At 72.7% G+C, this 23,064-nt stretch carries 23 protein-coding genes; 10 read left to right on the top strand and 13 right to left on the bottom strand.

Translation table 11 applies throughout. From position 1 onward, the window contains the following. Nucleotides 1-17: 17 nt before the first annotated feature. Together lanKC and P2424_RS17985 are read right to left on the bottom strand one after the other, a co-directional pair. Nucleotides 18-2,777: a class III lanthionine synthetase LanKC gene (gene lanKC / locus P2424_RS17990; protein ID WP_276476765.1), complete on the bottom strand. Its 2,760-nt coding sequence runs from the start codon at nt 2,775-2,777 to the stop codon at nt 18-20. A 136-nt stretch (nt 2,778-2,913) separates the two neighbouring features. Continuing rightward, nucleotides 2,914-3,969, bottom strand: a complete 1,056-nt coding sequence (locus P2424_RS17985; protein WP_276476764.1) for an enoyl-CoA hydratase/isomerase family protein — start codon at nt 3,967-3,969, stop codon at nt 2,914-2,916. A 308-nt stretch (nt 3,970-4,277) separates the two neighbouring features. Here P2424_RS17985 and P2424_RS17980 point away from each other — a divergent pair, with 308 nt between their 5' ends. Continuing rightward, entirely contained in the window at nt 4,278-4,730 is a 453-nt protein-coding gene (locus tag P2424_RS17980) for an ANTAR domain-containing protein (protein ID WP_276476763.1), read from the top strand. A gap of 520 nt (nt 4,731-5,250) precedes the next feature. On the opposite strand, the gene P2424_RS17975 is transcribed toward P2424_RS17980, so the two are convergent. The 6 genes from P2424_RS17975 to P2424_RS17950 all read right to left on the bottom strand — a co-directional run bounded on the left by P2424_RS17975 (nt 5,251) and on the right by P2424_RS17950 (nt 10,880). Further along, complete coding sequence (locus P2424_RS17975) at nt 5,251-5,484, bottom strand: hypothetical protein (protein ID WP_276476762.1); 234 nt, start codon at nt 5,482-5,484, stop codon at nt 5,251-5,253. 295 nt (nt 5,485-5,779) lie between these two features. After that, nucleotides 5,780-6,769, bottom strand: coding sequence for a zinc-dependent alcohol dehydrogenase family protein (locus tag P2424_RS17970; RefSeq protein WP_276476761.1), 990 nt, complete (start codon nt 6,767-6,769; stop codon nt 5,780-5,782). Continuing rightward, entirely contained in the window at nt 6,766-7,668 is a 903-nt protein-coding gene (locus P2424_RS17965) for a carbohydrate ABC transporter permease (protein WP_276476760.1), read from the bottom strand. Before P2424_RS17965 ends, P2424_RS17970 begins: the two co-directional genes overlap by 4 nt. Beyond that, nucleotides 7,665-8,636 carry a sugar ABC transporter permease gene (locus tag P2424_RS17960; protein ID WP_276476759.1) on the bottom strand — a complete coding sequence of 324 codons (972 nt, stop codon included), beginning with the start codon at nt 8,634-8,636 and terminating at the stop codon, nt 7,665-7,667. The genes P2424_RS17965 and P2424_RS17960 overlap by 4 nt, the downstream gene beginning before the upstream one ends. After that, nucleotides 8,633-10,036 carry a sugar ABC transporter substrate-binding protein gene (locus P2424_RS17955; protein WP_276476758.1) on the bottom strand — a complete coding sequence of 468 codons (1,404 nt, stop codon included), beginning with the start codon at nt 10,034-10,036 and terminating at the stop codon, nt 8,633-8,635. The genes P2424_RS17960 and P2424_RS17955 overlap by 4 nt, the downstream gene beginning before the upstream one ends. 85 nt (nt 10,037-10,121) lie before the next feature. Continuing rightward, a complete protein-coding gene (locus P2424_RS17950; RefSeq protein WP_276476757.1) occupies nt 10,122-10,880 on the bottom strand; it encodes a DeoR/GlpR family DNA-binding transcription regulator in 759 nt (252 codons plus the stop codon). Between the two features lie 335 nt (nt 10,881-11,215). Here P2424_RS17950 and P2424_RS17945 point away from each other — a divergent pair, with 335 nt between their 5' ends. The 3 genes from P2424_RS17945 to P2424_RS17935 all read left to right on the top strand — a co-directional run bounded on the left by P2424_RS17945 (nt 11,216) and on the right by P2424_RS17935 (nt 13,496). After that, on the top strand, nt 11,216-11,779 hold the full coding sequence (locus tag P2424_RS17945) for a peroxiredoxin (RefSeq protein ID WP_276476756.1): 564 nt from the start codon (nt 11,216-11,218) through the stop codon (nt 11,777-11,779). Nucleotides 11,780-11,946: 167 nt separating this feature from the next. Beyond that, entirely contained in the window at nt 11,947-12,633 is a 687-nt protein-coding gene (locus tag P2424_RS17940; protein WP_276476755.1) for a LysM peptidoglycan-binding domain-containing protein, read from the top strand. Between the two features lie 326 nt (nt 12,634-12,959). After that, nucleotides 12,960-13,496 (top strand): N-acetyltransferase, encoded by a 537-nt coding sequence (locus P2424_RS17935; protein WP_276476754.1) that lies wholly within the window; start codon nt 12,960-12,962, stop codon nt 13,494-13,496. Nucleotides 13,497-13,607: 111 nt separating this feature from the next. Here P2424_RS17935 and P2424_RS17930 read toward each other — a convergent pair whose 3' ends face one another. Next, a complete protein-coding gene (locus P2424_RS17930) occupies nt 13,608-14,063 on the bottom strand; it encodes a cold shock domain-containing protein (RefSeq protein ID WP_276476753.1) in 456 nt (151 codons plus the stop codon). Nucleotides 14,064-14,379: 316 nt separating this feature from the next. On the opposite strand from P2424_RS17930, the gene P2424_RS17925 reads away from it, so the two are divergent. The 5 genes from P2424_RS17925 to P2424_RS17905 all read left to right on the top strand — a co-directional run bounded on the left by P2424_RS17925 (nt 14,380) and on the right by P2424_RS17905 (nt 18,027). Then, nucleotides 14,380-15,045 carry a hypothetical protein gene (locus P2424_RS17925; protein WP_276476752.1) on the top strand — a complete coding sequence of 222 codons (666 nt, stop codon included), beginning with the start codon at nt 14,380-14,382 and terminating at the stop codon, nt 15,043-15,045. A 688-nt stretch (nt 15,046-15,733) separates the two neighbouring features. Continuing rightward, the gene (locus tag P2424_RS17920) at nt 15,734-16,231 is read left to right on the top strand and encodes a MarR family transcriptional regulator (protein ID WP_276476751.1); all 498 of its coding nucleotides are present in this window, start codon (nt 15,734-15,736) and stop codon (nt 16,229-16,231) included. A gap of 59 nt (nt 16,232-16,290) precedes the next feature. Continuing rightward, nucleotides 16,291-16,593 (top strand): hypothetical protein, encoded by a 303-nt coding sequence (locus P2424_RS17915; protein ID WP_276476750.1) that lies wholly within the window; start codon nt 16,291-16,293, stop codon nt 16,591-16,593. Between the two features lie 62 nt (nt 16,594-16,655). Continuing rightward, a complete protein-coding gene (locus tag P2424_RS17910) occupies nt 16,656-17,012 on the top strand; it encodes a hypothetical protein (protein WP_276476749.1) in 357 nt (118 codons plus the stop codon). A gap of 289 nt (nt 17,013-17,301) precedes the next feature. Beyond that, nucleotides 17,302-18,027 carry a type 1 glutamine amidotransferase gene (locus P2424_RS17905; protein WP_276476748.1) on the top strand — a complete coding sequence of 242 codons (726 nt, stop codon included), beginning with the start codon at nt 17,302-17,304 and terminating at the stop codon, nt 18,025-18,027. Nucleotides 18,028-18,036: 9 nt separating this feature from the next. On the opposite strand, the gene P2424_RS17900 is transcribed toward P2424_RS17905, so the two are convergent. After that, nucleotides 18,037-18,393, bottom strand: coding sequence for a hypothetical protein (locus P2424_RS17900; protein WP_276476747.1), 357 nt, complete (start codon nt 18,391-18,393; stop codon nt 18,037-18,039). A gap of 282 nt (nt 18,394-18,675) precedes the next feature. Between P2424_RS17900 and P2424_RS17895 the strand changes: the two genes are divergently transcribed. Beyond that, on the top strand, nt 18,676-20,154 hold the full coding sequence (locus P2424_RS17895; protein ID WP_276476746.1) for an FGGY-family carbohydrate kinase: 1,479 nt from the start codon (nt 18,676-18,678) through the stop codon (nt 20,152-20,154). Nucleotides 20,155-20,275: 121 nt separating this feature from the next. Here P2424_RS17895 and P2424_RS17890 read toward each other — a convergent pair whose 3' ends face one another. Genes P2424_RS17890 through P2424_RS17880 form a run of 3 tightly spaced genes read right to left on the bottom strand, consistent with a single transcriptional unit; the run spans nt 20,276 to nt 22,664 of the window. Then, nucleotides 20,276-21,049 carry a polysaccharide deacetylase family protein gene (locus P2424_RS17890; protein WP_276476745.1) on the bottom strand — a complete coding sequence of 258 codons (774 nt, stop codon included), beginning with the start codon at nt 21,047-21,049 and terminating at the stop codon, nt 20,276-20,278. After that, complete coding sequence (locus P2424_RS17885; RefSeq protein WP_276476744.1) at nt 21,046-21,924, bottom strand: DMT family transporter; 879 nt, start codon at nt 21,922-21,924, stop codon at nt 21,046-21,048. The genes P2424_RS17890 and P2424_RS17885 overlap by 4 nt, the downstream gene beginning before the upstream one ends. 8 nt (nt 21,925-21,932) lie before the next feature. After that, nucleotides 21,933-22,664: an SDR family NAD(P)-dependent oxidoreductase gene (locus tag P2424_RS17880; protein WP_276479012.1), complete on the bottom strand. Its 732-nt coding sequence runs from the start codon at nt 22,662-22,664 to the stop codon at nt 21,933-21,935. Nucleotides 22,665-23,064: the final 400 nt, after the last annotated feature.

Below are 23,064 nucleotides of genomic sequence, written 5' to 3'. Positions count from 1 at the left end.
GGGTGTTGGGTTGTGTGTTACAGGGACGGTTGTGCTTCGGTACGGCCCCCGCCCCGGAGGCCGGTCTGTGGGCCGCCGGGCGCCGGCGCGTTGTCGCGCGCGGCCGCTCCGGACGGCGGTGTGGCGCTGCGGTGCGCCGGTGGTGCCAGGAACGGCAGGCTCGGCGAGACCCCGCCGGGCCCGGTGCCGACGGCGGCACCCGTGGCGAGCAGGCAGCCCGCGGTGCCCGTCGCCAGGTCCATCGAGAGCCGCATCATCTGGTCGCCGGGGAAGGCGAGTCCCTCCTGATACGTCATCCCGTACCAGCCGAGTCCGGTGAGCTGCGCCGTCCGGTCGGCTTCGGTGACACCGGGCGCGGTGGTCCGGCTGAGGTGCAGCAGCATCCCGGCGCGGCCCTGGAAGAGCCCGGGCTGCGCGTAGTAGCGCATCCGTGCCGCGGGCAGGATGCCCTCCCGCGCGGTCGCGAAGCCCTCGTGGTCCGGCCGGTGGCCGAGGAAGTCGTCGAGCACCATGCCGATGCCCACGCTGCCCGCACCCAGGTACGGCATCACCCGGCTGCCCTCGTCGACCTGCCAGGTCCCCGCGCTGTCCCGGACGCAGTGCGCCAGGTCGCGGGCGAGCGCGCGGTCCGCCAGGTCGAGCAGCGCGGGGTCGCCGTGCCGCTCGTACAGCCGCAGGAACAGCAGCGCGGATCCGGTGGCACCGTGCAGCAGTCCGGCCCGGTTGACTCCGCGGGTGCCGTCGTCGGGTTCGTCCAGCCGCCGCGCCAGCAACCGGGCTGCTTCGACGGCGGCCGAGTGCAGCCGCCGCTCACCGGTGTCGTCCGCGAGCTGCTCCAGCGCGAGACCGAGACCGGCGAGGCCGCCGTGCAGTGAGCTGCCCAGTCGCTGCCACTTCTCGTCCAGCACCCGCTCGGTCAGCTCCAGCGCCCGCTTGGTGTGGCCGAAGCGGGCCAGTACGCAGGCGACTCCGGGCAGTCCGTCGTAGAGCCCCAGCGGGGTGCCGCGCGGCGGCGGGTCGGTGTGCCGCAGCAGCCATTCCTCGCCCTCCGGGAAGCGGGCGGCGCCCGTCTCCGCGAGTGCGTGCAGCACTCCGGCGGCGCCGTGCGCCAGTCCGAGCCCTCCGCCGTCGTTGAACTGCGCGACGTCGCCGGGGAAGAGCCGGTCGTCGCGCTCGGGGGTGGCCGAGGCGAGGATCGCCCGCACCATCGCGTCGCGGGCCGCAGGCCAGTCCTCGGGCGCGGGAGCCGCGGGGGACCGGGTGCCGAAGGGTGCGGCGGGGGTGCTGCCGGTACCGGTGCCTTCGATGGTGGCGACGGCCTCGGCCAGGAACTCCCGCGGGATGCCGGGGAACTGCTCGGCGGCGATCTCGGCCAGGTGCGCCGCCTTGGAGCGGTCGACTGCCAGCAGTGTCGTCATCGGGACGAACAGCGCGAGCCGCAGGCACGCCAGTGCGTAGCGGTCGATCTCGTAGCGTGCGCGGTCGGCCGGGGCGATGAATCCGGGGTGGGCGACGATCTGGCGCGGGTCGTCCTCGGCGGGTGCGGCCGCCTCGAAGTCCAGCAGTGCGACGGACTGCTCGTCGGGCGCCACCATGATGTTGAACATGTGCAGGTCGTTGAAGACGATGCCCCGCTCGTGCACCGCCGCGACGACGTCCTCCACCAGTCGGTGCATGCGCAGCGCCCACTCGGTGTGCCGGGCGAGTGCTTCCGGGTCGGGGTCGGAGCTCAGCAGCGGATGGCGTCTGGCGAAGAAGGAGTTGAGAGTCTGCCCCGCGAGCTCCTCCATCACGAGGAACCGGTGTCCGTCCAGCTCGAACCAGTCCCGGACGGCCGGTACCACCGGCAGCCCGGCGAGCCGGTCGAGCGCGGCCTTCTCGCGCTCCAGCCGCGCCACCGCGTCGGCGCCGTCGGCGGCGAGTCCGGCGTGCGGCCGGGCCTCCTTGAGCACGACCCGGCTCCCGTCCCGGGTGTCGACACCGCCGTACACGCCGCCGCCATTGGAGAAGTGCAGCGCCCGCTCGATCCGGTAGGGCAGGTCCCGCACGGTGGCCGCGTCGCGCGCCGCCAGCTCCGGCTGGAGGAAGGCGGGCAGCGTCACCCCTTCGGGCACCCGGAAGGCGGGGTCCTTGCGGTCCGGGACGAGCCGGCCCTGCGCGTCCTCCACCGCCGGTACGAGCCTGCCCTGGCCGTCGACGCAGAAGCGCGGTGCGAAGCCGCCGTACCGCACGTACAGCGGTCCGGTGCGCCAGCGCAGATCGGTCAGGATGTAGGGCCCCGGCCGGCCCGCCAGGCTCTCGCCCAGCTCACGCAGAATATCCTCGAGTTGTTTCTCGTCGGCCGGGTATATCGTGGCGAATTTGCCGCTCGTGCCGCGTCCGGCGTATTTGGCGTTGCGCAGGTACAGGAGGGTGCGGTGCGGCACGAATTTGAAGGGAATTCCGCGGGGTACGCAGTGGTCCCAGATCGCCGTGCCGATCTCGTCCGCGTTGTCGAGAGTTGCCGAGGCGTGAATCTTCCAGCCCTGCAACGGGAATTCCCCTGCCACCGGGCGCAGCTCCAGCCAGTCGCCGGACCGGGTCTGCCGCCAGCCGGCGGGGACGGGGCGGCACGCTACCGGAAATGCACCCGGATCCGCGGAACGGTCGGCGGCCGACTCGTCGGACCGCCTTCCCGCGTCGTCTGTCGCGGCGCGTGACGCGGAGTCCGACAAGCGGTCGGGTGTTTCGTAGAAATACGGGTCCGCGAGACAGAAAATCTCATACCGCTTGTCCATCGTTCCCCTCCCCTCGGAAGCACGGGATCAAGCGTGCAGCATGTGTGAGGGGAATGTGTAGTCAGTTCTGTCACGAACGTGACGTGAGGAACGCACGGGTAGCTCATGGGCCATCAGAATATGCCCGCAGAAAGCGTCAGAATCGCACGCCGAGTCCCAGGTCGCCGCTCTTCGGCGGCGCGAAGTGCCGCGCCACCTCCTCCTCGGAGACGTCGTCGAGTGCGGCGGGCGACCAGCGCGGGTTGCGGTCCTTGTCGATGATCTGCGCCCGCACGCCCTCGGCGAAGTCGGGCGAGGAGAGTGCGGCGACGGAGGTGCGGTACTCCTGTTCCAGGGCCGCTTCCAGCGAGGAGAGGCCGCGGGCCCGGCGCAGCGCGGCGAGGGTGACCTTGAGGGAGGTCGGGGACTTCGACTCGACGGCCGCGGCCGCCTCCTTGGCCGCCGTCCCGCCGTGGTCGCGCAGCCGCGCCAGGATCTCCGGGACGCTGTCGGAGCGGTAGCAGGCGTCGATCCAGGGCCGGTGCCCGGCCAGTTCGGATTCCGGCGGGGTGGTCGCGTACCGCGCCACCGCGTCCGCGGCCGGAGTGCGGGCCAGCGAGGCGGCGAAGTCCGCGAGCCGGTCCGCGGGCACGAAGTGGTCCGCCAGTCCGCACAGCAGCGCATCCGCCGCACCCACCGCCCCGGCGGTCAGTGCCAGGTGTGTGCCCAGCTCGCCCGGCGCCCGCGACAGCAGCCAGGTGCCGCCCACGTCGGGGACGAAGCCGATGCCCGTCTCCGGCATGGCGACCCGCGACCGCTCGGTGACGACGCGGACGCTGCCGTGCGCGGACACTCCGACACCGCCGCCCATCACGACGCCGTCCATGAGCGCCACGTACGGCTTGGAGTAGCGGGCGATCCGGGCGTTGAGGCGGTACTCCGCCGCCCAGAACCGTGCGGACTCCGCGCCGCCGCCTTGTCGTACGTCCTCGTGGATCCCGCGGATGTCGCCGCCCGCACACAGCCCCCGCTCGCCCGCGCCGCTGAGGACGACGGCGGTGACTGTGTCGTCCCGTTCCCAGGTGTCCAGTGCCTCGGTGAGCCGGTCGACCATCTCCCGGTCGAGGGCGTTGAGCGCGCGCGGGCGGTTGAGCACGAGACGGCCGACGCAGCCGTCCCTCTCGACCAGTACGGGCGGTTCGGTCGGGGTCACGGCGGCGCTCCTCTGTCACGGGGCGGTGGTCCTCCCGGGCGGGAGGGCGTCCCGCCACGGTACGGGTGCGCCGGTGTTCGCTATCTCACAGGTGGGCATACCGCCCCGCCGGGACGGGCAGACATGTGTCACACGACAACAGTTGTCTCCGGAGGCACGATGAATCTCGCCGTGGCGCCACCCCGGGCACGGGGACCGCTCTCCCACTCGCCACGGGGCGGCAGGGCGCGCGCCCGGCTCCGCCTAGGCCGGATCCGGGGCGCTACCGCGCCGGCACCTGGGCCGAACCGGCTCGGATGGAGCTACGGGTGACCAACCAGGGAGCCTTCTACACCTCCCATTCTCCTCCTTCTGACGAGAGGGCCGTCGCCCCTGGTGAAGAGCCCCGGACCGCCGGCCGCGAACCCCTGACTGCCGGTGCGGAGTCCGGGGCCGGCGACCGGGCGGAGGAGGCGTGCCGGCTCGCCGAGCTCCACCGGCTCCGGGAGGAGGTGGCCCAACTCCGGCAGGCACTGGACAGCCGTCCCGTGATCGACCAGGCGCGCGGGGTGATCATGGCTTCGGGGCGCTGCGGCCCCGAGACGGCGTGGCAGGTACTCGTCGACACCTCGCAGCGGACCAACACCAAGCTCCGGGAGGTCGCCCGCCTGCTGACCCGGGCGACCCACCAGGAGCCGCTGCCGGAATGGCTGCGCAGCGCGGTGTCGGCCTCCTGTGCCCGCGCCTCCCGCGCGGCCCGGCGGAACGGGACCGGAGGCTGAAGCGTTCCGGACGACCCACTGCTGCGGGCCCGGCCGGCCGGGCCTGACGGAACGCCCGGGGCGGTACGGGGCGGGCCGCTTCTCTCGTCGCCTTGGCCCGGCAGCCCGGTCTCACCCCCGGCGGACCCGCTCCCGAGCGCCGCGGCCAACTCGGAGGAGGCGAGCGGGAAGGACTTGTCCCGGCGTTTGACCCGCACGGCTGAAGCTGGGCTCGCCGCCGCTGATGGCATGCTCCTCCCGCGCACGGCGCAGCGCCTCGACCGCGTGCCTCCTGCTCCGGCAGGCCCGGGCGGCTGCGCGGATCGGGGACGGGCCGGGGCCCTGAGACGGTCACGGAACTCTCCTCCTGGCACCCCGGTCAGGCGGCCGGCGCGGGGACCCCTGCGCGCATCGTGCCGGAGCGGGGCGAGTGGATCTGCGGTGCTGCGGCCGTCGCGGCGGGAGGCGGAGCAGCCGGTCACGACAGGAGAGAGCCCCGCCGGACGGTGTGTGAACCGTCCGGCGGGGCCCGTGGGCCGGATCAGGCGCGGGGCGGCTTGATCCACCCCTTCTTCACGAGCTTGTCGCACAGGGACCTGGCCGCCTGGTCGGTGCCCTTCGTCTGCCGCTTCGCCTCCTTCACGCAGTCGGCGTACGGGTAGGGCGGTCCACCGGCACGCGTCTGCGCGGGGGACACGGCGGTGGCCGGAACCGCCGCGAACAGCACGCTGCTCACCGCGGCGGCCGCCGCCAGGGCGATGCTCTTCCGTGGCACGAGTCCTCCTCTCTCGCCCCGGAGCCCGATGCCCCGGATGCCCTGCCTCAACGAGCCCATCCGTGATCGGCAACGAGCGCCGGCAGCGGCCCCGCGTTCGGCGGAGCGATCCGCCCTGACGACCTTCTGGTACGTCGAGGCGGTGATCGCACCTGCGGTACCGGACAGGAGTCCGGCGGTATCCGGTCCGACGGTCGTACGGCCGTCACCCGGCCGTCGGCACCGCACGCCCCGCAGGGCGAGGCGCACGCGACGCCGCACCGCACGCCCCCGGGCGGGCTGGAGCGGCACCGCCTCAGGGCACCACCACGATCTTGCGGCCCTTGCCCTCGGCGAACCGGTCCAGCGCCTCCGGATAGGAGTCCAGCGGCATCCGGTCGGAGATGAACACCTCCGGATCCAATATTCCGCCGGCGAACAACTCGGCGGCCCGCTCGTAGCTGTGCAGGACGGCCATCGAACCGGTGATGGTGATCTCCTGGTTGTAGATGCGGTACGGCTCGATGGTGGCCCGTGTCGCATAGTCGGAGACGCCGAACTGGAGGAAGGTGCCCGCCTTCGCGACCCGGCCCAGGCCGTCCTGGATGGCGGCCGCGTTGCCCGTCGCGTCCACCACCAGGTCCCAGCCGCCGGGCCGGTCGAGTTCCTCGGCGGTCGCCGCCGCGCCGCTGCAGCCCAGACCACGGGCCGTCGCCAGCCGTTCGGGGTTCAGGTCGAGGACCTCCACGCTCGCCGCGCCGGTCCGTTTGGCCAGCTCCAGCATCATCAGCCCCATCGTCCCCGAACCGTAGATCAGCACATGGGACCCGAGCTGGCTCTGGAGCACGTCGTAGCCGCGCACCGCGCAGGAGAGCGGCTCGATGAGTGCCGCGTCCTGGGTCCGCACGTGCTCGGGCAGCCGCACGCAGTTGGCCACGGGTGCCACCGCGTATTCGGCGGCGCCGCCCGCCGTGGACACGCCGATCGCGGCCCACCGGTCGCACAGGTTGTTGTGGCCGCGGCGGCAGTAGCGGCACTCGTGGCAGTACAGGGAGGGGTCGACGGCCACCTGGTCGCCCTCGGCCAGCTCGTCGACGCCGCTGCCCAGCGCCACCACTTCCCCGGCGAACTCGTGACCGGGAACCAGGGGCAGCGAGGGGGCGAACTCGCCCTGCTTGATGTGCAGATCCGTGCCGCACAGCCCGCATGCGGCGACCTTCACCACCACCTCGCGGGGGCCCGGGGTCGGGTCGGGAACCTCCGTCAGGGACACCTTGCCCACCGACTCGACGAGTGCGGCCTTCATTTGACAGCTCCTAGCGACAGGCCCTGGACCAGCTTGTCCTGGGCGGCGAACCCCGCGGCGAGCACCGGCAGGGAGATCACGAGAGACGCGGCGCACACCTTGGCCAGGAACAGGCCCTGGCTGGTGATGAAACCGGTCAGGAAGACGGGCGCGGTCTGCGCCACGACCCCCGTCAGGACCCGCGCGAACAGCATCTCGTTCCAGGAGAAGATGAAGCAGATGAGCGCGGTGGCGGCGATCCCGGGCGCGGCGACGGGCGCCACCACCCGGGAGAGGACGGTCGGCAGCCGCGCCCCGTCGATCTGCGCCGCCTCGATCAGCGCGGGCGGCACCTCGGCGAGGAAGGACTGCATCATCCACACCGCGATCGGCAGGTTCATCGAGGTGTAGAGGATGACCAGCAGCCAGATGTTGTCGAGGAACGACGTGTTCTTCGCGAACAGGTAGATCGGCAGCAGTCCGGCGACGATCGGCAGCATCTTCGTCGACAGGAAGAAGAACAGCACGTCGCGCCACTTGCGCACCGGCCGGATCGACAGCGCGTACGCGGCGGGCAGCGCCAGTACCAGTACGAACAGGGTGGAGAAGACCGAGGCCATCAGCGAGTTGGCGAGCGCGGGCCAGGGCCCGGCGCCGCCGCCCGCGTCGAAGAAGGCGCGGTAGCCGTCGAGCGTCAGCGGGGCGGCCAGCGACGGCGGGTTGGTGGCGGCGTCCGACTCCGAGTGCAGCGAGGTCAGCACCATCCAGGCGATCGGCAGCACGAAGAGCAGCCCGCACACCCAGGCCAGCAGGCCCAGCGCGGTGTTCTTGCGGCGGATGCTTCTGGGCGGGGCGGAGCCGGCCTTCGGCCCGGCGGTGGACGACGCCGCCTCGGGTGCGTCTGCGGTCAGGGCGCTCATGCGCGGACCTCCTCGCGGAAGAGGGACGAGACCACCCGCAGCGCGAGGGTGGCGATGACCAGGGAGCCGATGACGACGAGCACGCCGGCGGCCGAGGCGAGGCCGTACTCATGGCCCTGGTAGAAGGTCTGGTAGATGGTGTACGGCAGGTTGGCGGTGCCCAGCCCGCCGGAGGTGATGGTGAAGACGGCGTCGAAGTTCTGCACGATGTAGATCGATCCCAGCAGCGCCCCCAGCTCCAGATACCGGCGCAGGTGCGGCAGCGTCAGGTAGCGGAAGATCTGCCAGGCCCCGGCCCCGTCGATCCGGGCGGCCTCGATCGAGTCGGCGGGCCGGCTCTGCAGCCCGGCGAGCAGGATCAGCATCATGAACGGCGTCCACTGCCAGATCAGCGCCATCTCCACGGCGCCGAGCGGCATCTCGGCCACCCACTCCGGTTGCGGTGCGTCGTCCCCGAACAGCCAGCTCAGCACACCGTTGAAGAGCCCGTACTCGGGGTTGTACAGCACGTGCTTCCACAGCAGCGCCGCGGCCACCGGCACCAGCAGGAACGGTGCGATCAGCAGGGTGCGCACCACGCCGCGCCCGCGGAAGCTGCGGTCGAGCAGCAGCGCCAGCAGCAGCCCGAGCACCAGGCTGACCAGTACGACGACGGCGGTCAGCACCGCGGTCGTCACCACGGAGTCGCGCAGCGCGGGATCGCTGAGCACCTCCTGGTAGTTCGCGAAGCCGCCGAAGGACCGGGCCTCGGGGTAGAGCGCGTTCCAGTCGAAGAACGAGACCACCAGGGTGGCCGCGAACGGCAACTGGGTGACGATGATCAGGAAGACCAGGGCGGGCAGCAGCGGCGCGCGGGTGACCCAGCCGCGCAGCCGGTTGGGCGGACCCTTCGGCGCGGCGGCTGCCTGGGTGGCCGGCGGACGCTTCCGGTCGTGCGCGCCCGGGGCAGTGGTGGTCGGAGTGCTCATCGCCCTCGCCCCTCGTAGTCGTCGGAGACCTCCTGTGCCAGCTTCTGGGCCTTGCGCAGCGCCTCGTCCACCGACTGACGGCCCGCGATGGCAGCGCTGATCTCGTGCGAGACCTTCGTCCCGAGGTCGGCGAACTCGGGGATGTCCACGAACTGGATGCCGATCGTGGGCCGCTTCTGCACACCCGGGTCGCGGGGCCTTGCCTTGGTGATGGCCTCCCGGGTGACCTCGTGGAAGGCGCCGGCGGCCTTCTTGTACTCCGGCAGCTCGTAGGTGGAGGCCCGCTTGCCCGCGGGGACGTTGGCCCAGCCGAACTTCTCACCGACCAACTTCTCGTACTCCTTGCCGGAGGCCCAGGAGATGAACTTCCAGGCCTTGTCCGGGTTCCGGCTCGCCTTCTGGATCCCCCAGGCCCAGCTGTAGAGCCAGCCCGAGCTGCGGGTCTCGACCACCGGCGCCGGGACGTAGCCGATCTTGCCCTTGACCTTGGACTTCGCGCCCTCCAGTGATCCGGCCCCGGCCGTGGCGTCGTACCACATGGCGGTCTTGCCCTGGGTCATGTTGTTGAGGCACTCCGCGTACCCGGACTGGGAGGCTCCGGACTCGCCGTGCTTGCGTACCAGGTCCACGTAGAACTTGGTCGCCTTCCGGAAGGCGGGGTCGTCCAGCCGGGCGTTCCAGTCCTTGTCGAACCAGGTCCCGCCGAAGGTGTTCACCACCGTCGTCAGTGGTGCGACGAGTTCGCCCCAGCCCGGCAGCCCGCGCAGGCAGATGCCCTTCATACCGTGCTGGGCGCCGTCGACCTGCGCGGCGAGCTTCGCCACCTGCGGCCAGGTGGGGTGCTCGGGCATCTTCAGGCCCTCACGTGCGAAGACGTCCTTGCGGTACATCAGGAAGGACGATTCGCCGTAGAACGGCTCGGCGTAGACCTGGCCGTCCTCGCCGCTGAGCGACTCGCGCACCGGAGGGAGGATGTCCTGTTGGTCGAAGCGTTTGTCCTTGCGGGTGTAGGGGGTCAGTGAGCGCAGCCAGTCGTTCTTGGCGAAGATCGGCGTCTCGTAGTTGCTGAGCGTCGCCACGTCGTACTGACCGGCCTGGTTGGCGAAGTCCTGGCTGATCTTGTCCCGTACGTCGTTCTCCGGGAGGACCGTGAACTTGACCTTGATGCCGGTCTCCTCGGTGAAGTGCTCGGCGGTGAGCTTCTGCAGCTCCAGCATCTGCGGGTTGTTCACCATCAGCACGTTGATCGTGTCGCCGCCGGAGCCGAGGCTGCCCGCACCGGCGCAGCCGGACAGCGCGAGCAGCGCACTCGCCGTGGCGGCGGCGGTGGCTGCCCTGAGGGCCTTGGACCGATGTGGTCGGCTGCGTATCCGGCCCTGCGGCCTGCTCTGACAGCGCATATGAACTCCTGGCGAATCGTGATATTCCGGTCGAACGTGGGCGTGCGGTATCGCCGCCCGTACAAGAGCTGAGCAGCGGGCCCGATCAGACCCTGATGACCTGCGGCCCCCGCAACGCGTAGCGGTGTGCTTCCGGAGCGGGCAGGTTCACCGAGGTGACCAGCGCCTCGAAGTCGGCGACCTCCGCGAAGCGGCAGAAGCTCACCGCGCCGAACTTGGTGTGCAGACCGGCGAAGATCCGCCGCCGCGCGGCCCGCATGGCCTGCGCCTTGACCTCGCTGACCGCCGGGTCCGGAGTGGTCAGTCCGTGCTCGCGGGAGATCCCGTTGGCCCCCACGAAGGCCAGATCGATGACGAACCCGGCGAGCATCTTCGTCGTCCAGTGCTCGACGGTGGCCAGAGTGCCGCCCCGTACCCGCCCGCCGAGCAGCAGCACGGTGAACTCCTCCTCGGCCAGCACCCGTGCCACCGGCAGCGAGGCCGTCACCACGGTCAGCCGCCGGTCCCGGGGCAGCGCCTCGGCGATCAGCTGCGGGGTGAACCCCTCGTCGACGAAGACCGTCTCCGCGTCCCCGAGCAGCTCGACAGCGGCCGAGGCGATCCGCCGCTTCTCGGGCACGTGCATAGTGGTGCGGTAGGCCAGAGTCGTCTCGAACCCGGCACTCTCCACCGGATAGGCCCCGCCGTGGGTCCGGCGCAGCAGCCCGTGCTCCTCCAGCACCCGCAGGTCGCGGCGGACCGTCTCCTTGGCCACGCCCAGTTCCGCCGCCAGTGCGGCCACCTCGACGGAGCCCAGCCGCCGCGCCGCGCCGACGATCTGCCGCTGCCGCTCCGCCGCGCTCATGGCCCCGTCGCCCCTCTCCGTTCGGTCACGGACATGCCCGTTCCTGCCCGTGTGGAGAGTTGTACCGGGCCACGCACGGCACGACCAGCCTCCCGGCGGAGAAGATCGTGCCCGTTTCTGCCCGTCGACGCCGTCCGCGAAGTCGCTGCTGAGCAGCGACGACGCATCCGTGCTCGAGAGGGTTTCGACCGTTGGAGGCGAACACTCGCCCGTTCGGTGCCCGTTCCGCTCCACGGGCCGCACGGGCCCGGAGCCGTGCGGCCCGTGGAGCGCGGGCGCGGCTAGCGTTCCGGGAGACCCCACCGCACGCACCCCGGCACGGGGAAGGACACCACGTGGACGACCTGACGCGACTGCCCGCGGGACTCCCCGAACCCGAGGACGACGGTGCCGCCGATCACCTTCCCGGAACGCGGCTGCCCCACCTGGAACTCCCGCACATCGAAGGCCGACTGGTCGCCCTGGACCGGCTGGGCACCGGGCGTACCGTCCTCTATGCCTTTCCCCGCGCCGCACACCCCCGCGAGCTGCCCGACGGCTGGGACTCCGTCCCCGGCGCGGCGGGTTGTCTCCAGGAGACGCGCGGATTCCGGGACCGGCATGCGGAGCTGCTCACCACCGGGGCGTCTCGCGTGCTCGGCCTCTCCGGTCAGGACAGTCCCTGCCAGCGCGAGCTCGCCGAGCGGCTGCGGCTGCCGTTCGGGCTGCTCTCCGACCCGGTGCTGGCCCTCGCGGGAGTGCTGCGGATGCCGCTTCTCGAAGTGGCGGGACGGCTGTTCTACCGGCGACTCACCCTGATCGTCCGCGCCGGTGTGATCGAGCACGTCTTCCACCCCGTCTTCCCCGCTGACCGGCACGCCGCGCAGGTTCTGGACTGGCTCCGGGCCAACCCCGCCTAGGTACCGCCCATCGGGGACGCCGGGTACCTCTGGACGGGTGAAAGATCGGCAAAGCAGAACGGATCGTCGGCCCGGACGGCATCTGACGGAGTTTGCTACGGCCCTGACGGGCTTTCCTCTGACCCCAACAGAGAGCTTCCGGGCTCGACGGTAAGGACTTGATTCAGATGCGTAAGACCAAGATCGCCACCTTCGGCGTCCTCACGGCTGCCGCAGTCGCCGTTCCGGCCGCGCCTGCCTTCGCGCAGGAGGGGCAGTCATCCGACACGCACACGCACACGGAGGCCGCGCAGCGTCAGGACCCCACGACCACCACCTACCAGGTGCGGCCCGGCGACACGCTCTCCGAGGTGGCCCGGAGCCACGGCACCAGATGGCAGGAACTCGCGGAGCGGAACGCGCTTCCCGACCCCGACCGGATCTACCCCGGGCAGCGGCTGACGATCGAAGAGGCCGCACCCGGGCCGGCCCCCGCGGCTCCGGGTAGCGCGACCGGGTCCAGCGCCGGGCAGGACTCGGTGCCGCAGGACCAGCAACCCGCCCCCGAGCAGCACGAATCCGCTCCCGAGCAGCACGAATCCGGTCCTGAGCAGCAGGCGCCGCGGAGCAGCGCTCCCACCGCGCCGAGCGCTTCGACGGCGGAGAGCGCGGCCAAGGCGGAGATCATCCGCCGGGAGTCCAGCGGCAACCCCAACGCGCAGAACGGCAAGTACCACGGCCTGTTCCAGACCGACCAGCCCTGGGGCAAGGGCACGGTCGCCGAACAGCACGCCGGCGCCGAGCGCTATGTAAAGGAGCGGTACGGCTCCTGGCAGGCGGCACTCGCCTTCCACAACGCGCACGGCTGGTACTGACCCGCCCGGGACACCGCCCATCCGGTCCGCCGTCCCCGGTCCGCGCGCCGGCACGGCGGACCGGGGGCGGGCTCCCCGGGCAGCGGGGGCCTCGTACCGGAGTTGTGCTAGCGTTCCGCGCGGCGATCACCGGGGGTCGCCGTACGAGGACGAGGGAGCTGAGCTGATGACTGCCGTGCAGAACACCGCTTCGCGCGGTGTCCGGACAGTTCCCCTCTCCCCGGTTCCGGTTCCGGCCTGAGCACCGGGGCGCCTTCCGGCCGGAGGCCTGGTGCCCTGCGACTGCGCCGGCAGTACCGGGACCCCTCGTACAGAAGGTGTTCCCGTTGTCCCAGCCTTCCGCAGGCTCTTTCACCACCCGACCCGAGCGCTCCGGCTCGGCCGCCGACGCCGCGGCGATCCGCCGGATCCTCCTCGCGGCCTTTCCGACGTCCGAGGAGGCCGGGCTAGTCGACGCGCTGCGCGCCGATCCCGCCGCGTGGCTCGAGGGGCTCTCCCTGCTGGCGGAGACGCCCGACGGCACCCCGGTAGGGCAGGCTCTGCTCACCCGCTGCCACGTGGACGGACATCCCGCGCTCGCGCTGGCCCCGTGCGCGGTGCTGCCCCCTCACCAGCGCACCGGGGCCGGTACGGCAGCGATCCGGGCCGCGTTGGAGGCGGCCCGGCACCGCGGTGAGAACCTGGTGCTCGTCCTCGGGCATCCGGAGTACTACCCGCGGTTCGGGTTCCTTCCGGCCTCCCGGTTCGGGATCCGCGCCCCCGTCGAGGTTCCGGACGAGGCCATGATGGCGCTCGTCCTGGACGCGGCGGCGGGGCCGGTCCCCTCCGGGGTCATCGGCTACCCCGCCGCCTTCGGTATCTGACACCGCCGGCCCCCGTGGCGGCACGTGCCAGGCGTGCCGCCACGCCTCCGGGGGCCGCCCGCAACATCGCGCCGGACCCGGCGTGGGCCGTCGCGGCCGCACCCGCCTCGGTCAGTCCTCGGCCCAGCCGTGGCTCTTTCCGAACTGCACCAGGCGCCGACGGATGTCGAGGATCTGCGCGCCGGTCAGTTCCGGCGCCGTCTCCAGCAGCAGCTCCGTCACCGCCCTGGTGTACTCGGCGACACCGAGCACATCGCACATCGGATCCTCCCCGTCCTCACCGCGGGAGGCTGCCGGACCGTGCGGGACCCGGCCCCCGGCGGGCGAAGCGGTCTCCGGCCCGGGCGCGTCCGAACGGTCCAGAAGCCGGACGGAGGAGGCCTTCAGGCCCCGGTCCCCGTCCTCGATCTCGAACTCCACCGCGACGCCGGAGTGCACGAACGATTCCGGCATCATCAGGTCGTTCGCGTGCAGGAAGACGTCCTCGCCCCCGTGGTCCGGGGCGATGAACCCGTACCCCCGCGCACCGTCGAAACGGACGACTCGACCGACAACTGTATTCACCATTCACCCCAACCGCACTCCCCGGGCCCCGTGCCCGGACATCTGCCCCGGATCCTAGCGAGCGGAAAGCACGAGCGTGACCCGGACGACCGGCTACGACGGGCAACAGGACATACTTGCGCCACGCATGCACCGTCCCCTTCAGGTGGCAGGCCGTCAACTCCGTTGCTGCCGAACGCATTCGGCCCCTGCGGCCGCGGTTCGTGGTTTACCGGCGAGGCATCCGGGAAGCCGGGCAGGTGCCGGGTCCGTGCTCCGCGGCCCGCCCCTCGGTACGGCTCCCGGGTGCTGCCCGCCGGGGGCCGGGGAGAAGGCGCACATGTTCGTCCTGCTGCTCGTCGCCGGTACGGTCGTGATCCTGGCCGGAGCCTTCGTCGTCGCGGTCCGCCTCCGGCGGCGGGCGAGGGCCGTGGAGGCGCAGCTGCTGGAGCGTCGCTTCGGCCCCGAGTACACGCGGGTCCTGGCCCGGCGACATGGCGACACCCGGACCACGCGGCGCGAGCTGGCCGGCCGGCTCGACCGGTACGGCTCCCTCGCGGTGCTCCCTCTCTCCTCCGCCGCGCGGGAGCGCTACCTCGCGCAGTGGAGAGCCGTCCAGGAGGACTTCGTCGACTCCCCGGTCCGGGCACTCGCTGCGGCCGAGACGCTGCTGGAGCGCTTGGCCGAAGAGCGGGGCTACCCCGCCGGGCTGCCGTTGGAGGAACGCCTCGCCGCGCTCTCGGTGCACCACGCCCGGCGGGTCCAGGGGTACCGGAAGCTCCACGACGCGCGACGGACCGGCGGCGGGACGGCCTCGAACGCGGCGGAGGCCGAGGACTTGCGCGCCGCACTGCTGGAGGGGCGGGCCCTCTTCGACTCGCTCCTCAACGCCCGCGCCACGGGCGCGGGCGCCGAACGGGGCCGCTCCTCCCACCCCGGTATCTCCGGCGGGCTCGCCGCCGCTCACCGTCAGCAGCCGCCCGGCACCAGGCCGGGCGTGCACTGACGCCACGACCCCGCGGCGGGAGCTCATCCGCAGTCGGTCCAGGAGCGCGGCGGCCGGCGCCCGGGTCTGCCGCAGCCAGTCGGCGCGGCGTGCCGCGTCGGCGTCGGTGACCGTGCGGAAGACGGTTCGGCATGTCCGTGATGCCGGTGTACGGCAGGACGCAGGCCCTCCAGACGCTGCCCGGCGGGTCGTCGAACTCGCGCTCCTCCCGATCCGCCGGGGCGTCCGAGGTGTTGAGGGCCACGGCGCGGTCCGCGGACAGAGCCCCGACGGTTGGCATGGAGTCTCTCTTCCCCGGTCTTCTCCGGCGGGCCGAGTCCTGCTGTGGGGCAAATCGGTGGAACGGTGTCGGGCGAGCCCGGATCCGGGGCCTGTGGGGCCTCGGGCCTCAGCGACCGCTGTGGCGCAGCACTGCGGCGCCGGCACGGCCCCCAACCTGCTGCGGGGCGCGGACGTGCCGGGCATGACATGGCGGCTGACCGGGCATACGGGGTGCTCAGGGAGAGGCTTGCCGACGACGGGTGCCCCAGGGGACCGGTGGAGGCTGCCCGCCGCGCAGCGGAGCAGCACGGGTCCAGGCGTGCGCGTCCGGCCCCTGGCCCGTGTCGGCACCGCTCCGCAGGCACCGACGCGGGGCCGGGGAGCCGATCCCGATCTGGCCGTGCCGCCGTTAGGGAGTGGTACTGATATGGGCGGGGATCCCTCACTGCCCGGCGGCTGCACCCAGCAGGCCGGACAGCGCGCGGGCGAGTTCATCGAATTGCTGGAAGTGCTCTGGGAGCAGGGCAGGAACGCGACCGCCCGCATGCCGGTGTCCCCTTCTCAGCTGCGCGTCATGTACTGCGTCGACCGCGACGAGGGAATGAACCTGCGGGCGCTGGGGGAGGCGCTGGGTTCCGCGCCGTCGTCCGTCAGCAGGCTCTGCGACCGGCTGGAGGCGATCGGATTCGTCGCGCGCTCCCCGAGCCCCACCAGCGGACGCGAGCTGGAGCTGCGGCTGACCCCGCAGGGCAGGGCGCATCTGCACGATCTGCGCGAGCGGCGCGAAGAGGCCCTGCTCGGCATCCTGGCCGCCATGCCGCCCGCGGATCGCGAGGCGCTCCTCACCGGCCTCCGAGGATTCGCCGACGCGGCGGCGAACAGCTCCCCCGATTGTCCGCACCCGGTCACTCCAGCCACACCCTGATCAAGCCCGGGTTGCAGAGGTGTCACACGGGCTACCCAGCACAGCTCTCACTCCATAGGGTGGCGGCACCGACCCTGGAGGGGGAATTAGTGTCGTACTCAGGACCGCCCAATCAGCCGTACCAGCCAGGCCCGCCGCCTGCGAACGATTCCAACACGCTGAGCATCGTCGGGATCGTGCTCGGTGCCGTGGCCTTCATATTCTGCCCGCCCGGCTTCGGGATAGCGGGCATGATCTGCGGCTTCGTCGCCAAGTCCAAACAGGAGCGACTCGCACCGGTCGCGATCGGGGTGTCCGTCGCCGGGCTCGTCATCGGTATGGTGCTCGGCTTCGTGGTGTTCCGCGGGATGTACGGCGGCTGACCGACAGAAGCGGACGCACATCCCTCGGTTTGGGACCGCGTCGCGCGGTCACCCGCAGCGGTATGGCTGACCCGGTGAAGAACTCCAAGGGACGCAGCGCGAAGAGCGCGGTCGAGACCGTGCCGGCGAACGGAGCCGACCCCGGCGCCCGGAACGCCGCCACGGGCAAGGGTGCGCACTCCGCGGAAGAGAACCCCAGGACGAAGGGAGAGGCCGCCAAGGACACACTGGTGTCCGCGGGGGCCAAGGCCGGCGCGGCTGCCGCCGCCGGTGCGACTGTCGTCAAGGAGCGCAGGAACCTCACCGCCGGCACGGCCGGCGGCCTCCTCGCCCTGCTTGCGGGAGCGTTCGCGCTGGGGCGGAGGACCGCCCGGAACAGCGCGGGCCCCCTGACGCGATGGACCCGTGGCCGAATCTGAACGGCCCGGGTGACGACCTGAGCGGCGCGCAGCAGCGCCGCGCACAGAGCGAGGGCCGGACAGGGTACGCACCTTGTCCGGCCCTCGCTCTGTGCTGCGTTCGGACGTGCGGCGCGGCGGAGTCGGACGCGCACGCCGCCGCGGCGGTCGCCCCGGCGGCCGGCGAACAGGATGCCGGTGACCGGGCCCGCGGGCCGTGTCACCATGGCGCGGAAGTCGGGCCTGTCGGCACCCGGGTCAACCCCCGAACGCGGCGGCCGGTGTGGATTCTGAACGGAAGGCGGGCGCGGTGGCGGCGACAGCATGGGTGGTGCAGAACACCCCGCAGGGCGGGCCGGGACGGTTCGGCGACTGGCTCACCGAAGCGGGCGTCGCTGTCCGGACCGTCCCGGCCCACGAGGGGGCGCCGCTCCCCTCGAGGCTCGCGGGCGGAGCCCTGGTGGTGCTCGGCGGCGGATTCCTGCCCGACGACGACACACGTGCCCCGTGGCTGGCGCCCACCCGCGCCCTGGTGGCCGAGGCGCTCGACACGGGTGCGCCGCTGTTCGGCATCTGCCTCGGAGGGCAGATGCTGGCCCATGTCGCCGGGGGAGAGGTCGCGGCGGAGCACGGTGAGCCCGAGATCGGCAGCACTCCGCTCACCCTGCGGGCCGAGGCGCGGAGCGATCCGCTCTTCCACGACCTGCCCTCGCCGGTGACGGCCGTCGAGCGGCACGTGGACGCCATCACGGCGCTGCCGCCCGGCGCCGCCTGGCTCGCGCGCAGCGAGCGCTGCCCCTACCAGGCGTTCCGGGTGGGGGAGCGGGCCTGGGGCGTCCAGTTCCATCCGGAGGCCTCGCCCGACCAGGTCCTGACCTGGGACCTGTCGGGCCGCGCCGAACGCGGCCTCGACCGCGCGGAGCTGCACCGCCGGGCGACCGAGGACGCCGTCACCTCGACTCCGGTGTGGCGCAAGCTGGCCCACCGGTTCGCGGCGTCGGTTCTGGGAGCGGACCGAGAGCCGGGACGTGGCTGACCGCCGGGGTCAGGGACGCACCTCGATCCGCCCGATTCCGCTGCCCAGTTTGCTGCAGTGCGCGGTGGACTGGCCCGACTGCCCCGGCCGCAGCGTGACATGTTCGCCGTCGATGTCAGGGCTCCAGCCACAGACCAGATGGACCCAGAAGGTCCGCGTCGCCCTGCCGTTGTTCCTGCACAGGGCGTAGCCGGTGTACTCGTCGATGTGGTGCCTGCCGGTGTGGCAGCTCAGGCCCGGCGGGGTGGCGGCGCCGACGGCAGCCACGGTGGCGGCCGAGGGCAGCGACAGCAGCGTCAGCGCGGCGAGGGTGAGGGCGGCGAACCTGGCCGCGGCCCTGCGGGGCCGTACGGTGACCGGTGTCATGCGGTGCTCCTTGGTCGAGGGCGGTCCTTCGAGTGGTTCGCCTGCTGCCTCCCCCGCCGTACGGCCGGAAAACTGCGTATACCTTGACACTTGGTCAACTACCTGCCTGATGCCGTCATCCCGGACATGGCGCCGGCCCGGCCGGACCCACGCTCGCCCCGGGGCGCCGCCCCCGCGCGGGGCCGCCCGCGCGGGGACCCGCCGACCGCGCGCCAACCGGGTCACGCTTCGCTGATCAGGGAATACGTTGACCCTGCTGGTGATCCCTGGAAGCCTGCCGCCATGGCGGTCAACGCAGTCCTGGGTGTGGACATCGGCACGTCCAGCAGCAAGGGCGCACTGGTGGGGCTGGACGGTACGCTGCTGGCCTCGGCCGTACGCGAGCACACCGTCGACCGGCCCGCTCCGGGGCGGGTGGAGATGGACGCCGGTGTCTGGTGGGATGAACTGGCGTCCCTGTCCCAGGAGCTGACGCGGGCCGCCGACGTCAGGATCATCGCCGTCGGGCTCAGCGGCATGGGTCCCTGCGTCCTGCTCACCGACGCCGACGACGCGCCGCTCCGCCCCGCGATCCTCTACGGCGTCGACACCCGATCCGTCGACCAGATCGCCCGCCTCGAAGCGGAGTTGGGCACCGAGGAGATCCGGCGCCGCTGCGGCTCCGACCTGAGCAGCCAGGCCGCCGGTGCCAAGATCGCCTGGATCGCGGACGAGGAACCGGAGCTGTACGCGCGCGCCCGGAGGTTCTACACCTCCAGTTCCTGGCTCGTCCGCAGGCTGACCGGCAGCTACGTGCTCGACCACCACACGGCGAGCCAGACGACCCCGCTCTACGACACCGTCGCGCACCAGTGGTACACGCGCTGGGCCGACCGGGTCGCCCCCGGGCTCGAACTGCCTCCGCTGCGCTGGTCCGGAGAGGCCGCGGGCACCGTCACCGCCGAGGCCGCCCGCCACACCGGACTGCCCCCGGGCGTCCCCGTCATCACCGGCACCGTGGACGCCTGGGCCGAGGCGCTGAGCGTGGGCGCGCACCGGCCCGGCGACCTGATGCTGATGTACGGCACCACCATGTTCCTCATCCACACCGTGCCCGGCCTGCTCACCGACCCGGCGCTGTGGAGCACCGTCGGAGCCCTGCCCGGCACCCGCAGTCTCGCCGGAGGCACGGCCACTTCCGGTGCCGTCACCGGCTGGCTCCGGGAACTGTTCGGCACCCCGGACTACGCGGAGCTGCTCCGGCTCGCCGAAGCCTCGCCTCCCGGCGCGAACGGGCTGCTGATGCTCCCCTACTTCGCGGGCGAGCGCACCCCCGTCATGGACCCACACGCCCGTGGCGTCCTCGTCGGCCTGACCCTGAGCCACACCCGCGGCGACCTCTACCGCGCCGCGCTCGAGGCGACCGCCTACGCCGTACGGCACAACATCGAGGCCATCGAGCAGGCGGGCGGGGACATCCGCCGTATCGTCGCCGTCGGCGGCGGTACCCAGGGTGGGCTGTGGACCCGGATCGTCTCCGATGTCACCGGCAGAGCCCAGGAGTTGCGGACCACCTCGATCGGCGCCTGCTACGGCGGCGCGCTGCTCGCCGCGCAACTGGTGACCGACGCCTCCGCCGACACATGGAACCCCCTCCGCGGGACTGTCGCTCCGCACCCCGGAACCACCGGCAGGTACGAGGAGTTGTACGGCCTCTACCGCGCCCTCTATCCGGCGTCGGCGGACGTGGTACACGCTCTCGCGGCGACTCAGGAGCGCTGACCCGCGGCACCGGCCCCGAGTCGCTCGGCGCGGTACCGTCCGCCGCGTTCCGGGGGCGGGTGGCCGGACGCGTCGAGCGGTGCTGCCGAGGCCCGCGTCCCCGGCGGGCCGCGCGGTCCCCTCAGTCCGTGAGCGGCGACCGCTCCACCTCGGCCGACCCCGCGGTACCTGCCGTCGGCCCGTGCTCCGCCAGCGGACCGATACGCCAGGAGGCAGCCCGGCACAACGCGACCAGACGGGGCAGGGCCGCAAGCGTGACCTGCCAGGAGCCGGGAGCACTGTTGCGGTCGCTGTCGTGCAGGAGGACGGTCGCCCCGCCGCTGAGACGTGCGCGCAGCGCGGTGACCACACTGTCCGGTCCGGCGCCCGCCTGCCAGTCGCGGCCCCAGGCGGTCCACAGCACCGGCCGCAGCCCCAGCCGCCGGGCTGCCCACCAGCGGGTCGCGGTGAGCACCCCGTACGGAGGCCGGTACCACAGCGGCTCCGTCCCGGCGGTCTCGCGCACGGCCGCCAGCGCCCGCTCCAGGTCACGGCGGTCGGCGACCGGGCGGGGAAGCCAGGGCGGCTGGTGCTCCCAGCAGTGCACCGCCGGCTCATGGCCCTCGGCGACCATGGACCGCACGAGAGCGGGGTGGCGCAGCACGGCGGCGCCCTGGAGGAAGAATGTCGCCCGCACCTCCAGCCGGTCCAGCTCCCGCAGGAAGGCCGGGGTGGACCGGGTGTCCGGTCCGTCGTCGAAGGTCAACGCGATGTGGTCGGCCCGGCCGCGCCCGTCCAGCTTCGGGCTGAGCGCGGCCCGCACCGGCGGAAGCCAGGTGGCGGCCGGCGCGATGTTCGCGGCCGCGACAGCTGCCGGGGCGGCCACCAGCGTGGACAGTAGGCGGGACCGGTTCACCAGATCTCCTTCTCGGAGGTACCCGCCACCGCCGGCGACCTGGCCAGTTGCACACTCCCCACACTGATCAACGCCAGTGCGGCCAGTTCGGGCAGCACCCGCCAGCCGAGCGACAGCCGCTCGTCGAACAGGGCGGCGCCCAGCACCACACTGAAGAACGCGTCCCCCAGCGTGAGCGCGGGCTGCGAGGCGACCAGCGTCCCGGCGTGCAGGGTCATCTGCAGCAGCAGAAACCCCGCGGCGCCCGCGACAGCCACCCCGTAGGTCTGCCACGCCGTCAGCAGAGCCACCAGTCCGTCGTCCGCCAGGTAGGAGATGGCGTCCTTCATCAGCGCGGCCGTCACCCCGAACAGGACGGCCGTGGCCGAGCCCAGCACGGTCGCCCGGGGCGCGGAGGGCAGCCGGAAGGCCACCACGACCAGCACCGCCACCAGCGCGACGACCAGCGGCGCCATCACCATCCAGCGGCCTGAGGGTACAGAAGCCGCCCCACCGGAGGGCCACACCAGCCACAGGAACGCCGCCAGCCCCACCACCATTGCCGCGAAGGCCGCCCATGCCCGCCCACCGGGCCGCTGCCGGAACACCAGGCCGCCCAGCACCAGGGTGAACAGCAACTCCGTGGTCATCACCGGCTGCACCACGGCCAGCGGCCCCGTCGCCAACGCACCCGCCTGGCACACCGCCGACAGCACCAGTGTGCCCGCGCCCCACAGCCACACGGGACGGCGCAGCAATCCCGGCAGCCACGACAACCGTCGCCCGGACGGGCCCGGCCGCTCCACCGCAGCCGCCCGCCGCTGCAGCACCGAAGCGGCCGCGTTCCCCATCGCGGCGAGCACCGCCAGCAGGATCGAGAGAGCTGTCCACAGCACGCGGGCGCCTAGCCGAAGCGCTGGGCCAGGCTGCGGAACACCCCCGGGGCGGTCCCGTGCAGCCACGCGGGCATGGCCATCCAGGACGGCACATACGCGTTGGGGCGGCCCGTGTGCAAGGCCCGGCACACCGCCTCGGCCACCCGCGCCGCGGGCACGGGCCGCGGCCGGTCGCGCCGGTAGGGCGCACCGCGACGTTGGAAGAAGGGGGTGTCGACCACTCCGGGCAGCACCATCGAGACCCCCACCCCGCTCGGTGCCAACTCGTAGCGCAGGCTGTCGGCGAACGCGGCGAGCCCGGCCTTCGTCGCCGAGTACACCGCCTCGCCGCGCACCCCGACGCTGCCCGCCATGGAACCGATCAGCACCACCTGCCCGCAGCGCCGGTCCACCATGCCGGGCAGCAGGAGCCGCACCAGGTGCAGCGTCGCGTTCAGGTTCAGGGCCAGCACCTCGTCGATGTCCTCCGGGGGCATCGCGGCGAACGACCCCGCCCAGCCGATGCCCGCGCCCGCCACCAGCGCATCCACCCTGCCGCTGTGCACCAGGGCCTCCTCGGCCAGCTGCGCGCGGGACCGCGCGTCGGCCAGGTCCGCCGCCAGCGGTACCCCGCCGGTCCGGGTCGCCACCTGCCCCAGCCGTCCACCGTCCCGGCCGTTGAGCAGCAGTCGCCAGGCGCCGTCCGCCGCGAGTTCCTCGGCCACGGCTGCGCCGATCCCCGAGGAGGCGCCGGTCACCAGGGCTACCGGGCGGTGCGCCCGGCTTTCGGCTTCCGCGTCCGACGGCGCGCGCCCGAGCCGCCGGGCGCGGGCGGGCACCGACAGCCGACCGGTCGGATGCCGCCGGTAGCGGTGCCGCAGCGAAGGGGCCCGGAGCGGCGGGAGCGTCGTACGGCCGTCGGATCTGCCGAGCCTGTCGAACACGGACGCCTCCGGTGAGCAGTACGGGCCCCGACGGGGCCGGGAACATGTACCGGGGCACAACCGGCCCCGGCTCCAGCATGCTGGCAACCGCGCTCGGTATCCGCCCGGAGCCCTGCCCGGGTCCGCCGAACCACCTGTTCGGCTCCCCAGGCCGGCGACCGGGCCGCTCGGAGGCCCGGGCACGGCGGCGCCCGGCCGGAACGGCTGAGTGTCGCTA

It is taken from the genome of Streptomyces sp. WMMB303 (genome assembly GCF_029351045.1).
GTDB lineage: Bacteria > Actinomycetota > Actinomycetes > Streptomycetales > Streptomycetaceae > Streptomyces.
The sequence above is the reverse complement of the archived record's forward strand: the minus strand, read 5'-3'. Positions and strand labels throughout refer to the sequence as shown.